This is a genomic window from Parafrankia sp. EAN1pec, assembly GCF_000018005.1.
Taxonomy (GTDB): domain Bacteria; phylum Actinomycetota; class Actinomycetes; order Frankiales; family Frankiaceae; genus Parafrankia; species Parafrankia soli.
In genome coordinates this window covers 2,233,778-2,252,999 of sequence record NC_009921.1, presented here as the reverse complement: position 1 = coordinate 2,252,999, position 19,222 = coordinate 2,233,778, and the positions used below count along the sequence as shown (strand labels likewise).

At 70.0% G+C, this 19,222-nt stretch carries 17 protein-coding genes and 1 tRNA gene; 9 read left to right on the top strand and 9 right to left on the bottom strand.

What is annotated here, in order from left to right; all coding sequences use genetic code 11:
* Nucleotides 1–60: 60 nt before the first annotated feature.
* From FRANEAN1_RS09210 to FRANEAN1_RS09205, 3 genes are all read right to left on the bottom strand, one after another.
* Nucleotides 61–570 (bottom strand): hypothetical protein, encoded by a 510-nt coding sequence (locus FRANEAN1_RS09210; RefSeq protein WP_020459480.1) that lies wholly within the window; start codon nt 568–570, stop codon nt 61–63.
* Between the two features lie 221 nt (nt 571–791).
* On the bottom strand, nt 792–914 hold the full coding sequence (locus FRANEAN1_RS43140; protein WP_347177045.1) for a hypothetical protein: 123 nt from the start codon (nt 912–914) through the stop codon (nt 792–794).
* Between the two features lie 146 nt (nt 915–1,060).
* A complete protein-coding gene (locus FRANEAN1_RS09205) occupies nt 1,061–2,209 on the bottom strand; it encodes a PP2C family protein-serine/threonine phosphatase (protein WP_020459479.1) in 1,149 nt (382 codons plus the stop codon).
* A 172-nt stretch (nt 2,210–2,381) separates the two neighbouring features.
* Here FRANEAN1_RS09205 and FRANEAN1_RS09200 point away from each other — a divergent pair, with 172 nt between their 5' ends.
* Nucleotides 2,382–3,224 carry an alpha/beta hydrolase-fold protein gene (locus FRANEAN1_RS09200; protein ID WP_020459478.1) on the top strand — a complete coding sequence of 281 codons (843 nt, stop codon included), beginning with the start codon at nt 2,382–2,384 and terminating at the stop codon, nt 3,222–3,224.
* Between the two features lie 77 nt (nt 3,225–3,301).
* Here FRANEAN1_RS09200 and FRANEAN1_RS09195 read toward each other — a convergent pair whose 3' ends face one another.
* Nucleotides 3,302–3,718: a VOC family protein gene (locus tag FRANEAN1_RS09195; RefSeq protein ID WP_020459477.1), complete on the bottom strand. Its 417-nt coding sequence runs from the start codon at nt 3,716–3,718 to the stop codon at nt 3,302–3,304.
* A 90-nt stretch (nt 3,719–3,808) separates the two neighbouring features.
* On the opposite strand from FRANEAN1_RS09195, the gene FRANEAN1_RS09190 reads away from it, so the two are divergent.
* The 3 genes from FRANEAN1_RS09190 to FRANEAN1_RS09185 all read left to right on the top strand — a co-directional run bounded on the left by FRANEAN1_RS09190 (nt 3,809) and on the right by FRANEAN1_RS09185 (nt 7,351).
* On the top strand, nt 3,809–4,822 hold the full coding sequence (locus FRANEAN1_RS09190; RefSeq protein ID WP_020459476.1) for a YafY family protein: 1,014 nt from the start codon (nt 3,809–3,811) through the stop codon (nt 4,820–4,822).
* A gap of 21 nt (nt 4,823–4,843) precedes the next feature.
* The gene (locus FRANEAN1_RS40780) at nt 4,844–5,002 is read left to right on the top strand and encodes a hypothetical protein (RefSeq protein WP_157472483.1); all 159 of its coding nucleotides are present in this window, start codon (nt 4,844–4,846) and stop codon (nt 5,000–5,002) included.
* Nucleotides 5,003–5,200: 198 nt separating this feature from the next.
* Entirely contained in the window at nt 5,201–7,351 is a 2,151-nt protein-coding gene (locus FRANEAN1_RS09185) for a serine/threonine-protein kinase (protein WP_020459475.1), read from the top strand.
* A gap of 56 nt (nt 7,352–7,407) precedes the next feature.
* Here the strand turns inward: FRANEAN1_RS09185 and lnt are convergent, their stop codons facing one another.
* Entirely contained in the window at nt 7,408–9,045 is a 1,638-nt protein-coding gene (gene lnt / locus FRANEAN1_RS09180) for an apolipoprotein N-acyltransferase (protein ID WP_020459474.1), read from the bottom strand.
* 649 nt (nt 9,046–9,694) lie between these two features.
* Between lnt and FRANEAN1_RS43135 the strand changes: the two genes are divergently transcribed.
* The 3 genes from FRANEAN1_RS43135 to FRANEAN1_RS40775 all read left to right on the top strand — a co-directional run bounded on the left by FRANEAN1_RS43135 (nt 9,695) and on the right by FRANEAN1_RS40775 (nt 10,885).
* On the top strand, nt 9,695–10,210 hold the full coding sequence (locus FRANEAN1_RS43135) for a hypothetical protein (RefSeq protein WP_020459473.1): 516 nt from the start codon (nt 9,695–9,697) through the stop codon (nt 10,208–10,210).
* A gap of 152 nt (nt 10,211–10,362) precedes the next feature.
* Nucleotides 10,363–10,596: a hypothetical protein gene (locus tag FRANEAN1_RS09170; protein ID WP_041253904.1), complete on the top strand. Its 234-nt coding sequence runs from the start codon at nt 10,363–10,365 to the stop codon at nt 10,594–10,596.
* A complete protein-coding gene (locus tag FRANEAN1_RS40775; protein WP_020459472.1) occupies nt 10,583–10,885 on the top strand; it encodes a transcriptional modulatorof MazE/toxin MazF in 303 nt (100 codons plus the stop codon). The genes FRANEAN1_RS09170 and FRANEAN1_RS40775 overlap by 14 nt, the downstream gene beginning before the upstream one ends.
* Nucleotides 10,886–11,292: 407 nt before the next feature.
* Here the strand turns inward: FRANEAN1_RS40775 and FRANEAN1_RS09160 are convergent.
* Both FRANEAN1_RS09160 and FRANEAN1_RS09155 read right to left on the bottom strand, forming a co-directional pair.
* Nucleotides 11,293–11,364 (bottom strand) — tRNA-Val (locus FRANEAN1_RS09160).
* Nucleotides 11,365–12,176: 812 nt separating this feature from the next.
* On the bottom strand, nt 12,177–12,635 hold the full coding sequence (locus tag FRANEAN1_RS09155) for a peroxiredoxin (RefSeq protein ID WP_020459470.1): 459 nt from the start codon (nt 12,633–12,635) through the stop codon (nt 12,177–12,179).
* Between the two features lie 542 nt (nt 12,636–13,177).
* On the opposite strand from FRANEAN1_RS09155, the gene FRANEAN1_RS43130 reads away from it, so the two are divergent.
* Entirely contained in the window at nt 13,178–13,903 is a 726-nt protein-coding gene (locus FRANEAN1_RS43130; protein ID WP_347177044.1) for a DUF4234 domain-containing protein, read from the top strand.
* A gap of 227 nt (nt 13,904–14,130) precedes the next feature.
* Here FRANEAN1_RS43130 and FRANEAN1_RS09145 read toward each other — a convergent pair whose 3' ends face one another.
* The gene (locus tag FRANEAN1_RS09145; protein ID WP_020459468.1) at nt 14,131–14,568 is read right to left on the bottom strand and encodes a DUF3052 domain-containing protein; all 438 of its coding nucleotides are present in this window, start codon (nt 14,566–14,568) and stop codon (nt 14,131–14,133) included.
* Between the two features lie 392 nt (nt 14,569–14,960).
* Entirely contained in the window at nt 14,961–15,365 is a 405-nt protein-coding gene (locus FRANEAN1_RS09140; protein ID WP_235013747.1) for a YjbQ family protein, read from the bottom strand.
* A gap of 326 nt (nt 15,366–15,691) precedes the next feature.
* Here FRANEAN1_RS09140 and aceE point away from each other — a divergent pair, with 326 nt between their 5' ends.
* On the top strand, nt 15,692–18,526 hold the full coding sequence (gene aceE / locus FRANEAN1_RS09135) for a pyruvate dehydrogenase (acetyl-transferring), homodimeric type (RefSeq protein ID WP_020459466.1): 2,835 nt from the start codon (nt 15,692–15,694) through the stop codon (nt 18,524–18,526).
* Nucleotides 18,527–19,222 lie beyond the last annotated feature (696 nt).

Below are 19,222 nucleotides of genomic sequence, written 5' to 3'. Positions count from 1 at the left end.
CCCCCCGCCGACGCCGACGCCGAGTTCACCGTGCTCCGCCGGCGGACGAAGAAGGTCGCGTCACCAGGCCATGGACAGCAGTTCTCCGTGCCACGGGGGAAGCTTGGCCACGGCGCCGGTCGAGACGTCGATGCTGTAGCGCCAATCGTGGCTGTCACGCAGGCGCAGATCACCGTCGACCAGGTCGACCGCCATCTGGCCGAGGGAGTGAGCGGGGTCGGTGTTGCGCTGTTCGAGCAGAACCCGGGTCTGCCGGCCGTCGCGCGCGTCGAGTTCCACCACGCGGGACACCCCGCTCCCGTCCGCGGTCTGTTCCGAGGTGATGACGTACATGTGCCTGGCGTCGGCGCTGAGCACTGGCGCGCTGGTCTGCGTCTGCGCCGTCGGAGTCGAGAGTCGCGCCGTTCCAGGAATCAGCCGGGAGTTGGCGATCAGATCGCCCCCGTCGGCCTCGGTGTCGAGAATGCGGATGCCGTCGTCCGCTCGTGTTCCGGAGAGAAAGAAGGCGAGGTACCGAAGGACGAGGACGGCACGGCGCCGCGTGGGCAGCCGGGCCAGTGCCCGCATCACCTCAAGGCGGTCCTCGCCGACAATCGCCGCGTACTCGGCCGATTCGGCCGACCAGATCGGCGGAGGGTGCGACGCGTGCAGGCGCCGGGCCAGGGCCTGGCGGCGAAGGCCGAGTTTGCACCGTTGACGACGGCGGCACGGACGTAGGCGGGTGCACGTCCCGGGTCGCGCAGGTCAGGCCATCGTCGCTGCAGGCCGACGAAGGCGTCCTGGACGATGTCCTAGGCGGTCGCCCGATCGCCGACGAGCAGCACCGCCAGGCGGAACAGCCCCGCCCCGTGCGCTGCGAAGACGGCGGCGACCCCGGGAGGCTCACCCGCCGCCAGCGTGGTTGTCTGTTTCACGCTACATAGACGCACCAGGCGCTGATCCGATGCTCGCCCGGCGGAAGAATCTGTACCCCCAGGAGAGTTCGCCACCACCGGACCAGAGCTTGAGAACCTGCTCAAGCGCCCAGCGACGTCCGTCCGCTCGATCCTGGCCACGCCCACTACCCGGTCCTGAAATCCCCCGGCCCTGTCGATGTGGCCGCGGCGGACTCGCCGCAGGCGGGGAGGGCCTGCTCGGCCCCCGGCTTGGGGCGTTCCACAGCGACGAGCGCGACGTCGTCGCCAAGCGAGCCGCCGGTCCAGCAGACGAGCGCGCTGACCAGGTGCGTGTTCGCCTCGGGCAGCTCCGCGGCGGCGAACGCGTCCGACACGGCCGGGAGAAGCGGGAAGAACTCCCGGGTACCGCGGTTGCGGGCCTCGGCCAGGCCGTCGGTGTAGAAGAGCATCCGGTCAGACTGGGCGACAAGGTAGTGGGCCGCGGCCGGCGCGGCACCGAGACCGAGCGGTGGCTGCCGGTCGGCGACACCGAGTCGCTCCACGACGCCGCCCCGGACCCGCAGCGGGTCGGGGTGGCCGGCGTTGAGCAGCGACATCCGCCCGGCGCGGTCGATCTGGGCGACGACCGCGGTGACGAAATCCTCGCTCTCCTCGCTCTCCTCGCTCCCGAAGGCCGCGACCTCGTTGTCGAGCGCCGCGACCAGATCCGCCGGGTCCTCGAGCCGCCCCGCCAGCGCCCGGAAGCAGCCCAGGACACGGCTGGCGAGCCGAACCGCCTCCAGCCCCTTGCCCCGGGCGTCCCCCACCAGCAGCCGCACGCCCCACCGGGTGTCCACCACCTCGTAGAGGTCTCCGCCGACGCTGGCCTCCGTGGCCGCGCTCCGGTACAGGGCGGTGAACCGCAGGCCGTCGACGACCGCCGGGACCGGGCTCAAAATGGCACGCTGCGCGACCTCGGCCACCCGCACCAGCGCGGTCAGCCGGCGCTCCCGAGCCTGGCGGGCCCGGCTCGCGACCACGGCTATCCCGCCGCCGAGGGCGATGCCGGCGAGCCGGATCACCCGCGCGATCTGGCCCCCTCCCGCATCCGGTCCCACGACCTGGTTAGCGATCTCCACCGCGCCCGCCCCGGCGAGCGCGGCGAGTGCGTAGACACCGGTCAGTCGTGGACCGACCGTGCTGGCAGCCAGCAGCGGAGCCATGACCACGAGCGCGATGATGACGAAGTCGGGTCCCCCGACGGCGTCGACCATGCAGACCGCCACGATGATGACAAGCGGGACCACCATCGCTGCCCGCGAACGGACCCGCATGACGCTCACGTCGAACGTGGTACCCGTCGGGTGTGCCCCGACCCGAACGGGCGGCCACCGGACGGACGGCTACGGCCACGCCGCGGCGCTCCAGGACGAGCTGGACGATGACCTGTCTGCTGCCGGCAGAGCGCCCTCCCCCTGGCTCGCCCCTCGCTCTAGGTTCGCCACCATGACCGAGACCACCACCGGCAGGAACAGCGGACCGATCACTGGATACGCGGCCGGCGTTCCGTTCACGGCACTGCCGCCAGCCGGCGGCGCCGACGTCCCGGCACCGCTGGTGGTGACCTGGCACATGATGGACGCGCCCCGTTCGGACAGCGCGTTCGCCGCCGCGCTCCCACTGACCGACGTCCCCGCTTGGCGGGTGCATCTCGGGATGCCGCTGGTCGGCCGGCGTTCAGTGGAGGGAGCGTACGAGGCCGCGCTGGCCGATCCCGTGCTGCGGTACGTCGATCCGGTGGTCCGGCAGGCCACCGAGGAGTTCCTACCGGCGCTCGATGCGCTGGAGGACGAGCTCCCCCTCAGCGGCGGGCCGATCGGGATCGTCGGCGCGTCGCTCGGGGGGACGGTCGCGCTCAACGTGGTGGCCCGGGTGCCGGTCCAGGTGTCGGCGGTGGCGCTGGTGAACCCGGCCATCCGGGCGCGGACCGTGGTCGACATCTTCACCGCGGCGGCGGGCACGTCCTACGAATGGGACGAACGGGCGCACGCCGCGGCCGATCACCTGGATTTCGTGGCCCATGCCGGGCTGATCAGCGGCCGCCGGCCGGCACCAGCGGTACTCGTGGTCAGCGGCGAGCTCGACTACCCGATCAGCCGCGCCGACGCCGGCGAACTGGTGGCCGCGCTCCAGGCCGAGTACCAGGACCCGGCGCGGGTCCGCCTGAGCACGATCGCCGGCCTGGACCACCCACTCGCCGAACAGCCCGGCATCGAACCGGCGCCGCAGATCCCGCTGGCCAAAGTCGTCGACTGCGTGGTCAGCGAGTGGTTCCGCGCGAACCTGTGACCGCTGCAAGCAGAGATCGTCCGTCGGAGCGGCGGGTAGTTCACGGATCGCCGCCGGGCTCCGGGAGGCGAAGGCGGTCACCTCGAGGCTGCTCGCGACGGACCGGACTTCGCGATGGCAGCCGGGGTCACCGGGGTGAAGAAGTTGACGAGGTTGCCGTCTGGGTCACGGAACAGGAACGACCGACTACCCCAGGGCAGAGTCGTGGGCTCGCTGACGACATCCTCGACGACGTCGGTCAGGTTCCGGTAGACGCCGTCCACATCGTCGACGAGGAACTCGACGATCACGGAACGGTTGTCGGACGGGCGGGCGGCGTCCGGCGCGAACAGCGCGACGGTGCGGGTGCCGGCGATCGCGAGCGTGGCACAGGTGGTCCTGAGCTCAGCGAAATCCTGGTTGGACCAGTCCGCCCGCACGCCGATCGCGCGCTCGTAGAAGCCGACAAGACGGGCGACATCATCGGTGATGATGCGGATCGACACGAAACTCATGGTGATCTCCTCGTTCGGATGAGCCGTCGCCGCACACGCTAGAACCAATACAGGACAGAATCGGTCCGGTATTCGGGCTAAGTTCTACCCATGGCCCGACCGACCGCTCACGTGCTCACCCTGCTGGAGCTCCTGCAGTCGGGTGGCACCAGGACGGTGGCCGAGCTCGCCGATCGGCTCGGCGTCGACGGGCGCACCGTGCGGCGGTACGTGCAGCACCTGATCGACCTCGACGTGCCCGTCGAGTCGGTGCGCGGCCGCTACGGCGGGTACCGGCTCGCCGCCGGCTACCGCCTGCCTCCGCTCATGCTGAACGACGACGAGGCGCTCGCCGTGCTACTGGGCCTGATCGCCAGCCGCCGAGCGGGCCTGCTGACGACGACCGGCACCGCAAGCGAGACGGCGGCGGCCAAGATCCGGCGGGTACTGCCCGAACGGCTCGCGCGCGGGCTGGACGCCGTGCTCGACTCCCTCGCCTTCACGGCCCCGCCTGGCGAGGCAACCGCCGCGGAAACCGCCGTCGTGCTCCCCATCGCCGACGCGGTACGCCATCATCGGCCGATCTCGATCAGGTATACCGCCGCCGACGGACGGCGCAGCGAACGCACCCTGCATCCGTACGGGCTCGTCGCCCACAACGGCCGGTGGTATGTCACGGGTGCGGATCCCGGGATCGGCGAGGACCGGACCTTCCGGCTGGATCGCATCGAGCACGCACGGACCCTGCCGGGCTCATTCGAGCCGCCCGACGGACTCGATCCGGCGCAGCGCGTCCTATCGGGACTCGCCAATGCTCCGTACCGGCATGAGGTGATTCTGCGGATCCAGGGAACTGTCGAACAGATTCGCGCCCGGCTTCCCGCCAGCGTCGCGATCGTGGAAGAGCCTCCGTCCACGGGAGACACCGATCCCGGAACCGAGCGCTGGCTGCGGGTCGAGCTCCGAGCGGAACGGCTCGACTGGCTTCCCCCGGTGCTCGCGTCACTCGACCGGCCCTTCGTCATCGAGCGACCAGATGACCTCCGCGGCCTCGTTCTGGCGCTCGCCGACCGCCTCGCGACCTCCGCCCACACAGACCGCCTCGCACATGACCGGAACCCATGAGGCTGGCGAAACACCCAGGCGGTGGGTCGGCAGCGCGGCCGCGGTGGTGTGCCGCGCCAGCAGTGGCGGTACGTCATCCACTGGACGTACGACAGCAAGCAGACCGCGTTCATGGCCGACGACGACGCGGCGAACGTCGTCGCCCTCTACCTGTGGTGGGATGAGTTCGAGCCGGTCTGACGGACCTCCGGGCCGCGCAGGGTCCGCGATTGATATCCCGCCCGCCGAGCCCACGGCACATCCCTCGCGATCCTCGATCACAGCCCGCCCTGCTGCCAGGGCAGGCAGAGCTGTCGTTAGGCTCACGCATCGTGTCGGGGGAAATGGGTGGGTTCGCGACGGACGTCAGCGAACGTCGTTCCTGGAGCAGGCCCCATCGTGATTGTTGATCGTGCGCATGTGGCTGCGGCACTACCGGGCTATGAGCTGGGTGATCAGATCGGCGCCGGCGCGTTCGGGCTGGTGCTCGCCGGCTGGCACCGTCGCCTGGGGCGCGATGTCGCGATCAAGGTGCTGGCCGCGCGGGACCGTTCCGGGCTAACCGCCAGTTTCGCCGCCGAGGCACAGATCCTTGCCAGCCTTGATCACCCGCACATCGTCCGGGTGTACGACTACGTCGAGACCGACGACCTGCGCCTGATCGTGATGGAGATGCTGGCTGGGGGGACCCTGACCCGCCACCAGGCGAGCATCAGCCAGCCGGGGGCCTGTGCGGTCGGCCTGGCCGCGGCCGGAGCCTTGTCGTGTGCGCATTCCAGGGGTGTGCTGCACCGCGACATCAAGCCCGACAACATGCTGTTCGACGCCGCTGGACTAATCAAGGTAGCCGATTTCGGAATCGCCAAGCTGGTAAGCGGGTCGGCGGCCACCGCGAGCTCAGTGGTCGGAACACCGCTATTCATGGCCCCCGAGCAGATCGCGGGGGGCCGGCTGGGGCCGACCACAGATCTGTACGCACTCGGAGTGGTGCTGTATCTGCTGTTGGCCGGTACAAGGTCGTTCGGCCCAGCGGCGGCTACCCAGCCTCCGTGGCCAAACCCCATCGACCAGCACATCCTGCCGCCGCCGATCGGAGTACCCGAGCCGGTGGCAACGGTGGTTCTACGCATGCTTTCCCCGGTCCCAGCAGACCGGCCGCCATCCGCGCACGCTTTTGCCGTCGATCTCGCCCAGGCCGCCGCCACCGCATACGGCCCGGGGTGGATCGCCACGGCTGGGGTGTCGCTTCGGCTCGATGACGATGTGCGCGCCGCCGCTGAACGCCCGGCGAGACTCACCCGACTGCCGCCATCATCCGCCGCCGACGACATGTCGCCTTCGCATCCCGCGGACAGCAGTCCGGAGGATGGGCCCGCCAGCGAGAGCGTGGCCAGCCGTGGGCGCCACGCACGGTCGCATCCCCGGCTGGCCTCGTCGCCGCGCCACCGGCTCGCCGCCGGCGTGGTGCTCCTCCTACTCGCCGTTGCCGGCACCGTCCTTATCCCTGTCGCTGCGCGCAGTGGGAATCCGAACGAGCCCAGTTCTCACCCCGTCGCACTGGGCGCCTCCGCCAAGGAGACGCCGGCTCCCGCCGCCCAGGCGCTGGGCCAGCCCTTGACGGATCACACCGACTGGGTGGCCTCGGTGGCGTTTTCCCCGGATGGCCACACCTTGGCCAGCAGCAGCAAGGACACGACAGTCCGGCTCTGGGACATCACCGACCGCACCCGTCCCCACCCCCTCGGCCAACCCCTCGCCGGCCACACCCTCGGAGTAATGTCGGTGGCTTTTTCCCCGGACGGCAACACTCTGGCCAGCAGCAGCAGGGACACGACAATCCGGCTCTGGGACATCACCGACCGCACCCGTCCCCACCCCCTCGGCCAACCCCTTACCGGCCACACGGACGCCGTCACCTCGGTGGCGTTCTTCTCGGACGGCCGCACCCTGGCCAGCAGCAGCAGGGACACCACAATCCGACTCTGGGACATCACCGACCGCACCCGCACCCGCCCCCTCGGCTCGCCCCTGTCGGGCCACAGCGACTGGGTCACCTCGCTAGCGTTAACCATGGACGGCCGCACCCTGGCCAGCAGCAGCCTCGACAGCACAGTGCGGTTGTGGAACATGGCCGACCGATCTCATCCCCAACCCATCGGCCTACCCCTTACCGGACATACCGGCGGAGTGAACTCAGTAGCGTTCTCCTTGGACAGCCGGACCCTGGCCAGCAGCGGCAGGGACACCACAATCCGACTCTGGGACGTCACCGACCGGTCTACTCCCCGTCTGCTCGGGGCACCGATCACCGGCCATGCCAACACCGTCGGACCGCTAACGTTCTCTCAGGACGGCGACACCCTGGTCAGCGGAAGCTACGACGACACCGTACGAATATGGGACGTGACCGACCGGTCCCATCCCCGCCTACTTGGTCTGCCCCTGACCGGTCACACTGACTGGATTTGGTCGGTAGCGTTGTCGCCGGACGGCCAAACCCTTGCCAGCGGCAGCAAGGACAACACAATACGGCTGTGGGCCCTTCCCTGACCAGGAGCCGCGCGAACTAAAATTTGCGGTACCCCTACCCGCCCTGCCACCCCGAATCACCCCGTCGTGGAGCGCCTGGCGCGGTGCAGACGGACCGCCCGCAGCACCGCGGCATCGAGCGCGACGGCCGCGACGATGGCGAGCGAGCCGAGGGGCACCCAGTCGCCGAGGCGGGCATACGGGGTGCCGGTCGCGCTGGTCAGCGGCAGGTCTACGACATAGGCGCCGCGCCCGTCCCTGCCCAGGCGGAACAACTGCCGGCCGGAGGCGTCGAAGGCGGTGGACACGCCGGTCAGCGTGGCGTGAAGGACAGGCCGTCCCGCCTCGACCGCCCGCAGCGCGGCGAGGCTGGCGTGCTGATCGGGTGCCCAGCTGTCCTGGAAGGTCGAGGTGGCCGACTGGACGACGACCACGTCCGCGCCGTCGTTCGCCAGACGGAGAGTCATGTCCGGGAAGGCCGACTCGAAGCAGACCAGCGGACCGAGCCGGATCGTCCTGCCGTCCAGTTTCCCCGCGGCGAGCACGGTAAGCCGGACACCCTTGCGGCGGTTCTCGGCGGCTGCCTCGGTCACCGCGGTCAGCCAACCGAAGACGGGGCGCAGGGGGATGTACTCCCCGAACGGCACCAGCCGCATCTTGTCGTACCGCCCGCGCGGGCCGTCCGGTCCGACCAGCACTGCCGACTTGTAGATCCCCCCGTCCCCATCGTCGGGGCCGGCGACCTCATCAGCACGCCGCGCATCGGTGTTGACCAAGACCGGGACACCGAGCATGCGGGACAGATCCTCGAGCTGGCGCAGCCGTGCCTGGTCGTCGACGAGGTCGAACCCGACGCTGCTCTCCCCCCACACCACCAGGTCGACCCCGGCGCCGACCAGGCTTCTGGTGGCCGCCTCACCGTCGGCGAACCGCACGTCGGCACCGTGGACGACGCCTGGCTGGACGCCACCAACGGTGAGCGTGCCGGTGTTGGCCGGGGTGGGCACGGCCGCCGCACCGGCCACCATCACGGCAACGAGCAGGCCGGCTGCTAGCGCGACGCCGGCCCGCCACGGTCGCCGCCGCCCCGGCCGCAGGCCCGGCATGACCGCCGCAGCCACCAGCAGGTTGACGGCGGCGAGCAGGAAGCTCAGCAGCCACACCCCGCCGACGGCGGCCAGCGGCAGAAACGGTCGGGCGTTCCACTGGCTGGCACCGAGCAGCGCCCACGGCCCACCGAAGCCCTCCCACGACCGGGCGAACTCCCCGATCACCCAGCCGGACGGGACGGCGACCAGCGCCCAGGCGAGACGGCGGTACCCGGGCGGTTGGGAGGGCAGCCGGGGGCGCAGCGCCGTCCAGACCAGGACGCCCCACAGCATCCAGGTGACGCCGAGCGCCAGGCCGAGGACGACGATGAACGGACCGGTGTTCGGAACCAGCCAATAGCAGGTCGCCAGGAAGAACCCGGTACCGCCGCACCAGGCACGGATCGCCGCCTCCCGCGGGACGGTGGCCGCCACGATCACCAGGGTTGCCGGCACCATCCCGACGAAGCCGACCGGCCATGCCGACAGCGCGGGGAACGCCACGGCGGGCACCGCCCCGAGCAACGCGGACAGCGCCCGGTACCGCCACCGGGACCACCGGGTCGGCACCAGCCGCACATGCCCGCCCGCGTCGACGGACACGGGGCGGCCGGCGCTGCTGGCCATGTCTCGATGGTGCTACCGGGCCCGGCGGCGTGCGCCCGGAGGAGCCCGCCCGGCCACTCCCGCTCGCCGAAGGCGGAGAACCACTCGGCCCTGGCCCGACTCGACGACCGCCTGAGCGGAACCCGACTGACCAATCACTCCCGCGACGGTGGTCACGCTGCGCGTTGCTCATGGGGTTGCACCGGTCCCCCGAAAGATATCGCGGCTGGTCACGAGCTTGATCGGAGATCAACGAGCATGCGGAACCAGCGTGTGGGCGCGGCAGGGGTCGAACCTGCGACCACTCGCTTGTAAGGCTCCAGAGGGCAAACACTGTACTCGACCTGCATATATGAAGGTCGCTACTAAGCGTCGCGCGCACAATTGTGTCGTGTCTAAACAATCTCTCGGGCGACGACTCAGGCGATCACAACGTGGGGAAAATCATGTTCACCTCGATCCTAGGCGTCATCCTCCCGTACGAGCTTTGTTGTGCCGCCACCGCCTCCCGGTGACACTGAACGCATGGAAGGAACCCCGTTTACCATCGGTGGACCCGAGCTGGTCACCGACGTGAGCCCGGCGGGCTGGGTCGTGGACGGAACCCGCGGCCCCGGCTACACCGTCGGTTCCCTGGTGCCCCGGAAATGAACGCCTACCCCACCCCTCCATGGAGTGGATCTCCATCACTGGCTCCTGGCAATACTTGCAGGGCAGCAGCGATCAGCCCGGTCTGTGGAACAACCAACCAACGCAAGGATCCCTCCCCGTTCCACAGAAAGCACGTCTTTCCGGCCTGCTCGCTCGGCACACGACCACCGCGAATCGGGGCTGGTTCGCCGTATGGCGAGGATTCGGCGCACTCGCCGTGCCCACCGCCGGAATTCCGACCATCGCCATGACGCACCGTCCCATGGTCCTGCTGACCGGCCCACTGACTGCGGCGACCACATCGCTGGAGCATCCACCCTGGGATCGGCGGGCCAGCCTGTGGTGGCCCGAGGACCGCGTATGGTGCGTCGCCACCGATGCGGACCTGATGACCACCTACGTCGGCGGCAGCCAGGCCTGCATCAACGCCCTCACCGCAGACGACCAGCTCGAAGCCATGCCCGTCCCAGTCGACCAGCGGATCACTTGGGACAGCGACAGCATCAACCCGACCCCGCCGCGGACAGCCCACTGAATGACTCGCCTCACGCGGACCAGAGCCGGAGGCGGGCCTCGACTCCGGCGCCGCGCGGGCGTGGAGGTCTGGTTGGGCCGGACCCTCCCGGACGGCGCGGCGAAGAGCAAGATCGCACTGCCGATGGGATGGGCCGTCCTATGATGCGTAGCATGCCGAATCTGAGCGTGTCGGTTCGTGAGGCCACCCTGCAGGACGCTCGAACTCAGGCCGAAGCCGCCGGACTCACCCTGTCAGCCTGGGTCGACAAGACCCTGACCGAGGCCATCTGGACAGCCCGGTTCACTCGACAGCAGCAGCGCAACGCAGCGCTCGGAGTGACTCCCAAGGCCCTCGACGCCGAGTTCGCCCGCCTGGAGGAGCTGCGCCGCCGTGCAGCAGGGTGAGGTGTGGGCGCGCGCGGACGCGCCAGCCCACGCCCTGATCGTTTCAGCCGACCTGTACAACCGAGCGGGTACAGGCCGAGTCGTGACCTGCCCGGTCATCCCCGGTGAACCGCTGCCCCACGACGACTACGCCGCCGACGCCGGGATCACCACCCCGATCAGGGGCACGATCCTGCCCGAACTCGTCGCGTGGATGCCGGTCTCCGGACTGTCCCATCCACTCGGCCCCATCCCCTCCGACGCATGGCAGCGGGTCGACCAGATCCTGCGCCGCGTCCTCGGACACTAAAGGCGAGCCAGCAAGCAGCAGCGCCTTCGATCAGTTGAGCGCCGGCACCCGCGTCGGGCGTGAACCGCCTCGGGTTCAGTCGTCGCGGTCAACACCAGGCTGGTACGACGAGCGTTGCTGCGGACGATCCTGGACAGGGTCCGCGGCGCGACGGATGACATCTCGACGGTCAGATCGTCGACGCTCGATGTTCCCGGGCAACCGCCGACAATCAGGGACGTCCCGTGAGCCTGGCCGGGTACCTGCATGATCGAAAACTTGTGTTGTGCCTGAACGCTGTGTTCTACACGCGGGCCTACGGAACGATCTCTGTTTCCGTCGAGGCGTTCGAGGATCCGCCGCCGAGGAGACATAGCAGCTGGTCGCGAGCTTGATCAAAAATCAAGCGAACACGCGGAACCAGCGCGTGGGCGCGGCAGGGATCGAACCTGCGACCACTCGCTTGTAAGGCGAGCGCTCTCCCGCTGAGCTACGCGCCCGGGGTGGATGCCCAGCCTACGCAGGCATCGTCCGTCCGGTGGCACGGCCGATCGCCGGATCGGTGAGGTGACCGTGCCCGGTCGCAACGTTAGCGGATGATCCCGGATCGTGGGTCAGGAAACCGGGCGCGGTCGCCCGAACATGCGGGCGAGGGCTGCGTCCACATCGGCGGCGAGGTCGCCGCTGAGGGCACGCTCAGGCCCCTCCGTGGCTGGTTCCCCGCCATGACGTCCCGCGGAGGCGTTGGGAGTGTCTGTGGCGGCTGGCACGCCCTTGGCGGAGCCTGCGGCCGGCGGGCGCAGAGCACCGGTTGTGGTCTCTGGCACGTCGGAGGCGGTCCGCGACGGTTCGGGGATGGGTGAGGACAGTCCGGGCGTGGCTGAGAACGGTTCGCGAGCCGATGAGGGCGGTTCAGGGGCTGGCGAGCGCCCGGCGGGCTGCTGTTCGGAGGATTTCCGCGCGCCGCAGGCCCGGCAGAACACCGTGCCGAGGGCCTTCGCCAGGTGGGTCGAGGCGCAGCGGTCGCAGCGGTCAAGGATCTTCTCCCACTCCGGGGAGGGGCGGCAGGTCGGGCAGACCAGGACCTGTTCGCCGCCGACGACCGCGCGTTGCCAGGGGCTCGCGCCCCGGACTGGGTCGGTCTGTCGCGCACTGCAGCGGAAACACGGCATGAGGTTCCCCGTCCTCGAAGACCGGCGGCGCACGTCGCCCGTGCCATGCCACGCCGGGACCCCCGCGAGGTGTTCCCTGGCACGGGAACACCTCGCGGGGGTCCGACGGGCGAGGCGACCCGGCCCGCCGCTCGCCGGGACTACAGCGAGGCGAGGGCCTTGAGGTACTCGGCCTGGTCGCGTGCGTCCGGAATGTTGTTGACGACCTTCCAGCGCACCTTGCCCTCCTTGTCGATGATGAAGGTTCCGCGGAGGGAGATGCCCTTCTCCTCGTTGAAGACCCCGTAGGCCTTCGCCACCTCGCCGTGCGGCCAGAAGTCGGCCAGCAGCGGGAACTCGTAGCCCTGCTGGTCGGCCCAGACCTTGTGCGCGAAGGAGGAGTCGACGGAGATGGCCAGTACCTGCACGTCGTCGTTCTGGAAGGAGGCCAGGTCGTCCCGGACGGAGCACAGCTCGCCCTGGCAGACGCCGGTGAAGGTCAGCGGGTAGAACAGGAGCACCACGTTGCGGCGGCCCCGGAAGTCGGACAGGGTGACGACCTCGTTGTTCTGGTCCTTCAACGAGAAGTCGGGGGCGACGGCTCCGACGTCGACGGTCACGAGCTCTTCCTCTCGATTGCGGTTGGTTTTCGCGTCCTGCGGTGCTGTTCGACCTCTCGGTCTTCGCGACCTGTCGGTCCTCTCCGCCAGCATGCCACCGTCGGCCGCGGCCTTGCGCTCCGGCTGCGGCCGGTGTGCCGGATCCCGCGGGCAGGCCGGGGCGGTGGGCAGCGGCGGCGCTACGACACGGATGCGGTGGTGAACAGGATGAGCACACAGGGGGAACACATCGGGGCGGGTACTCGGCAACGGCACTCGAAGATGTAGAGACCCGAAACGACTCCAAGACGTGCCCGGCCGGCCGCGGATGGCACTTTTCCGGTCAGCGAAGCCACAGGAAGGCGCGGGAGCCGGTTTCCGGGACTCCGGTGCCCTAGTCTGACCGGTCAACGACCGCGGCGAGCTAGTCGTGCCGGACAACGACAGAGGTGACCGGGCGGAGTGTGCTTTTTCCGCCCGTTGCCCCGGCTCGCGGCCACGCCGCGGACGGGGCCGCACAGTGGCGCGTCGGGCGTCCCGCGGATGCCGACAGCAGGGAGGTCGTGACCACCTTGACCGATCACATGCCGCCGTCCGGCCCACCTGGCTGGGGACCGGGCGGCCACGGAAGCCCCGGCGGACAGCCGCCCGGGCCCGGCGGTGCCTTCGGATCGTTCCCGGACGGCCCTCCTGGAGCACCGCCCGGAGGCCCGCGCGGGTTCGCCGGCGCGGCCGGGCCGGCGGGTGTGCCCGGTCCGGCCCCGGGTGGTCCGGGCGGCTACCCGCCGTTCCCCCGGGAGGGCGCGAATCCCTACCCGCCCCATCCCGGGGCCGGGCAGACCTATCCCGTGCCGCCCGGGTATGGGCCACCGCCGGCCGGTGTGCCGCCGGTCGGAGCCGGCGTCCTCGGTAAACGGCGCAATCCGTTCGGGGTGTGGCTCGGCCTTCCGCTGATCACTCTCGGGATCTACGGGTTCGTCTGGGTGTACAAGACCAACAAAGAGCTTGCCGCCTACAACTCGCGGATCAAGGTCAACCCTACGCTGTCGCTGCTGGCCTTCCTGATCGGCTGGGTGCTGATCGTCCCGCCGTTCGTGGCGGCGTGGCGGCTGGGGACGCGGACAGCGGAGGCGCAGCGCGCCGCGGGCCTGCCGGAGATCAGCCCGGGGATCGCGTTCCTGCTGTGGCTGATCGGCGGTGGGCCACTCTATCTCCAGTTCGAGATCAACAAGATCTGGAACCGCTACCCCGGCGCGGTCGAAGGCCAGCAGGTGCCGCTGAGCCGCTGAGCCGCACGGCGCAGCGGACGAGAAACGGGGCACCGCGGGCTGTGACGGCCCGCGGTGCCGTACCGCTGATCATTCAAGCGAGGATGCCGGCAGGCCGGGCGGCACACGGACCTGGCCCTGGGCATGGCGGAAGAACCGTCGGCAAGCACGTCACGCCGATCGGTTGCGACCCCGACTGGGGAGATCGCCGCCGCTGAGGCCTCGGACGCGCGCGGGCGCCCGGGGCCTCAGCGGTGGCGGACCCGCTGGGACTTCGGGGCGGCCAGCCGCATTCCGGCCCATTCGGCCGCGACGCTGACGGTGCTGGTCTGGACGAGGCCGGCGGTCGGCACGGCGTCCAGGACGTCGCTGGGCTCGACGTGGCCGTCACGGCCAGCCTTCGGGGTAAGCAGCCAGATCACGCCGTCCTCGGACAACTGCCTACGCGCGTCAATGAGGGCGTTGGCAAGATCACCGTCATCCTCGCGCCACCAGAGGAGCACGACGTCTACCACGTCGTCGGAGTCCTCCGGGACGAGGTCGGTGCCACTCGAGGTCGTGACCGCGTCCAGGAGATCCTGGGCGATGTCGTCGTCCTCGTTGAGCGACTGGACCAAGGTGCCGGCCATGACTCCCAGACGTTCCGCACGGCGCTGACCCTCGGCGTTCGCCGCGGTCGGACTCACCCTCCGCTACCTCCTGCTCGTCTACACGACGCTCCGCGGTCGCGAGGCGCCCCGGTCGTGGGCGGACCGGTTCGGCGACGATCCGCTCGCGCGACCCGCCGTGGGCCTAGTCCACCGGACCATGCGGTGGGTGCGCAAGTGCCACGCCGGGGGTTGTGGACAAGCAGGGGGATGCCGGCCGTTCCACAACGATCTCCGCTGACACAATCTCGCTACCCTGGGGCCGCCTCGTCAACCCGTCGTACGAAACCCGCCGACATGATCCCACCATCGGTCCAACCTGCGGGTATGTGATGTCGGACGTCTCCTGGCCGTTCCGATGATCCCAGGTCCGGCGCCGGAGTGGGCGCACTGGCCGGACTTTGCCCGCCGGGCGGGGCTGACCGGGCCGGTCAGCCCGGCAGGAAGGAGAACCGGACGGTTCGCTCAGGGTTGTCCACATTGAGGTCGACAAGCGCCACCGACTGCCAGGTACCGAGCGCGAGCCGCCCGTCCAGGACGGGAACGGTCAGGGACGGCGGGATGATGGCTGGCATCACGTGTGAGCGGCCATGCCCGGGCGAGCCGTGGGCGTGCCGCCAGCGGTCGTCGGCGGGCAGCAGGGCGGCCAGGGCGGCGAGGAGGTCGTCGTCGCTGCCGGCGCCCAGCTCGAGGATGGCCACGCCCGCCGTCGCGTGCGGGATGAAGACGGACAGCAGCCCGTCGCCCCGGCCGGCGACGAACTCGGCCGCCGGCTCGGTGAGGTCGACGACCCGTTCGTCGCGCCCCGTCCGCACCGTCATCGTCTTCGTCTCCACGGTGGCGTCCCTCCCTCGGCGGGCGTCCACAACTCGGGCGCACGTATCCCCAACCATCCCGCACCTGCCGGTGCGACCGCCCGCACGCCACTCCGACGCCTGGGTGGCCGCCCGGGTCCGAGGGCTGCGTCCAGGTGCTGGTCAGACGGCCGTCGCGGCGTGTTCACCGGCGCGCCACCACCTCGGGGACAGACCACGAACAACCGCGTGTGCCGATCCAGTTTCCCTACCGCACAGTAGGCAGGGTGTGCGTGACGGCCGTGTCGAGACGGAGCACGATAGTGAGAGGGCATCGGCACAGGAGCTAACGGAGAGCAGGAGTAGGCGTGGCGCAGGACACAACGCGGAAGTTCTCGGTCATCACCGACGGGCTCCCGAGCCAGTTGCCGGACATCGATCCGTCCGAAACCAGCGAATGGCTCGAGTCGCTCGACGCGGTGATCGAGGAGTCCGGGCGAGGCCGGGCACGGTTCCTCATGCTCAAACTCCTCGAACGGGCACGCGAGAAGGCGGTCGGGGTACCGGGCCTGACCAGCACCGACTTCATCAACACGATCCCCCCCGAGCAGGAACCCTGGTTCCCGGGCGACGAGCACGTCGAACGGCGGATCCGGGCGTACATCCGGTGGAACGCCGCCATCATGGTCAGCCGCGCGAACCGTCCGGAATATAATGTCGGCGGCCATATCGCCACATATGCCTCGAGCGCGAGCCTGTACGAGGTCGGCTTCAATCATTTCTTCCGGGGCAAGGACCACCTGACCTCCTCCCCCGGCAGCGATTCCGGGGACCAGATCTTCATCCAGGGGCACGCCTCCCCCGGCATCTACGCCCGCGCGTTCCTCGAGGGCCGTCTCACCGAGGCACAGCTGGACGCGTTCCGCCGCGAGGGCGAGCCGGGCGGCCTGTCGTCCTACCCGCACCCCCGGCTGATGCCGGACTTCTGGGAGTTCCCGACAGTGTCGATGGGCCTCGGCCCGATCGACGCCATCTACCAGGCGCGGTTCAACCGCTACCTGCTCAACCGCCAGATCAAGGACACCTCCCGCAGCAAGGTGTGGGCGTTCCTCGGCGACGGCGAGATGGACGAGCCGGAGTCGATCGGCGCCCTCGGGGTCGCCGCCCGCGAGGAGCTCGACAACCTCATCTTCGTGGTGAACTGCAACCTGCAGCGCCTCGACGGGCCGGTCCGCGGCAACGGCAAGATCATGCAGGAGCTGGAGTCGCTGTTCCGCGGCGCCGGCTGGAACGTCATCAAAGTCGTCTGGGGCCGTGACTGGGACCCGCTGCTCGCCAAGGACACCGACGGCGTCCTCGTCCACCGGATGAACACCACACCCGACGGCCAGTTCCAGACCTACTCGACCTCGTCAGGCGACTACATCCGGGAGCACTTCTTCGGCGCCGACGCCCGGCTACGCCGGATGGTCACCGACCTGGCCGACGAGGATCTCAGCAAGCTCTCCCGCGGCGGGCACGACTACCGCAAGCTGTACGCGGCCTACAAGGCGGCCACGGAGCATGCCGGTCAGCCCACCGTGATCCTCGCCCACACGATCAAGGGCTGGACGCTGGGCAAGGACTTCGAGGGCCGCAACGCCACGCACCAGATGAAGAAGCTCACCAAGACCGAGCTCAAGGAGCTGCGCGACCGGCTCTACCTGGAAATCCCCGACTCGGCGCTGGACGGCAACCTCCCGCCGTACTACCGCCCGGGGCCGGACTCCGAGGAGATCCAGTACATGCGGGAACGCCGGGCGGGGCTCGGCGGATCGATCCCGCGCCGCGTGGTGCACGCCCGCACCCTCCCCCAGCCACCAAAGTCGATCTTCGACGAGCTGCGGCGGGGCTCGGGCAAGCAGCCGGTGGCCACGACAATGGCCATCGTCCGCCTACTCAAGGACCTGATGAAGACCAAGGAGATGGGCGCCCGGTTCGTGCCCGTCATCCCGGACGAGGCGCGCACGTTCGGCATGGACGCGATGTTCCCCACAGCGAAGATCTACTCGCCGCACGGGCAGCGCTACGAGGCCGTCGACCGGGAGCTGCTGCTCTCCTACCGGGAGTCCGAGTCCGGCCAGATGCTGCACGAGGGCATCAGCGAGGCCGGTTCGATGGGCTCGGTGATCGCCGCCGCGACGGCGTACTCCACCCACGGCCAGCACATGATCCCGGTGTACGTCTTCTACTCGATGTTCGGCTTCCAGCGGACCGGCGACCAGATGTGGGCGCTCGGCGACCAGCTCGGCCGGGCCTTCCTACTCGGCGCCACCGCGGGGCGCACGACCCTGAACGGCGAGGGCCTACAGCACCAGGACGGCCACTCGCTACTGCTGGCATCCACGAACCCGGCGTGCGTGTCGTACGACCCGGCGTTCGCGTTCGAGATCTCCCACATCGTCCGCGACGCCCTCGACCGGATGTACGGCGAGCGGAACGAGAACGTCTTCTACTACCTGACCGTCTACAACGAGCCGGTCCCGCAGCCAGCCGAGCCGACCGGGGTCGACCCGACCCAGATCATCGCCGGCATGTACCGGTTCCGTACCGCCGACGCGCTCACCGGCGGCGAGGAGACACCCACCGGGCCGGTCGAGGACGGGGCCACCGAGAGCTCCACCACGACGCAGGCACAGCTCCTGGCCAGCGGTACCGGCATGCGCTGGGCGCTGGCCGCCCAGGAGATGCTGGCGGCCGACTACGGCATCGCCGCCGACGTGTGGTCAGTGACCTCGTGGAACGAACTGCGCCGGGAAGCACTGGTATGCGAGCGGCGCAACCTGCTCAACCCCGAGCAGCCGCCAGCCGTGCCCTACATCAGCCAGATCCTGAACGGCGCACCAGGCCCGGTCATCGCGGTCTCGGACTGGATGCGCGCCGTCCCCGACCAGATCTCACGGTGGGTGCCACAGCCGTACACCTCGCTGGGCACCGACGGCTTCGGCCGCTCCGACACCCGGGCGGCCCTACGGCGCCACTTCAACGTCGACGCCGAGTCCGTGGTCGTGGCGACCCTGGAGGCACTGACACGAACAGGTGACGTCGAGCAGGCCACCGTGGACGACGCCATCCGCCGGTACGGGCTACGCAAGGACGGCGCCAACGAGGCCGCTCTCGGCAACGGCGCCACGGAAGAGAACGACCAGCCAGTCTCCGGCTGACCAGGCGCGGCCGGTCAGCCGGCCGCGGCCTCAGCGGCCTGCCCGGCCCGTGGCGGCTACCCGGTCCACGGCGGCTGGACGGGCCCGTGGCGGCGGCTGGGAGCGGCCTGTGGCGGCCGCCGGACCTGGCCCGCGGGGCTTTTCCGAGACACTCGGGGCCCCGCGGGCACCGGTGGCGGACGTGCCGCCCGCGACACGGCGTGACGACGTTCGCCGCACTCGACACCACTGTGCGTAACCGAATGTGACACTAACTCTTCGTGTTCACGGAGCTCCGGCCGCGCACCGGCTACCATCTGTACTACAACGGCGCCACCAGCACAGCACTCCGTGTGACAAGCTGTCACCGGCAATCGGTTCCGGATCGTCACCGGCGACACTATTGTCTCGGGAGTGACATCCACGGCCGACGGCCAGGCGACGCTGTCGCACGTCGGCCAGGGGTCGGCCAACCGCCGCGGGACGTCCCCCACGGCGCACGGCACCGTGCCGCGGCACCGGCCCGTCGAGGGCAGGAGCGTGGCCGGCGTCGCGTGGCCGGAATGCGGAGCATCCGGTTCGCGGAGTCCGCGGCCGTCCGGTGATCCGGACGGCGCTCGGTGGGGCCCGTCGCGACCTGGTCGCCACGAGATCGAGGAGGAGCACGTGACGCGTGTCCCGAGGACCACCGGTCCGGCCGCCACCATGGCGGCCACC

Coding starts and splice junctions, on each gene's coding strand:
- FRANEAN1_RS09205 (WP_020459479.1), bottom strand. CDS start 2,209: ATGCGGGTCCGTTCGCGGGCAGCGATGGTGGTCCCGCTTGTCATCATC.
- FRANEAN1_RS09200 (WP_020459478.1), top strand. CDS start 2,382: ATGACCGAGACCACCACCGGCAGGAACAGCGGACCGATCACTGGATAC.
- FRANEAN1_RS09195 (WP_020459477.1), bottom strand. CDS start 3,718: ATGAGTTTCGTGTCGATCCGCATCATCACCGATGATGTCGCCCGTCTT.
- FRANEAN1_RS09190 (WP_020459476.1), top strand. CDS start 3,809: ATGGCCCGACCGACCGCTCACGTGCTCACCCTGCTGGAGCTCCTGCAG.
- lnt (WP_020459474.1), bottom strand. CDS start 9,045: ATGGCCAGCAGCGCCGGCCGCCCCGTGTCCGTCGACGCGGGCGGGCAT.
- FRANEAN1_RS43135 (WP_020459473.1), top strand. CDS start 9,695: ATGGAGTGGATCTCCATCACTGGCTCCTGGCAATACTTGCAGGGCAGC.
- FRANEAN1_RS09170 (WP_041253904.1), top strand. CDS start 10,363: ATGCCGAATCTGAGCGTGTCGGTTCGTGAGGCCACCCTGCAGGACGCT.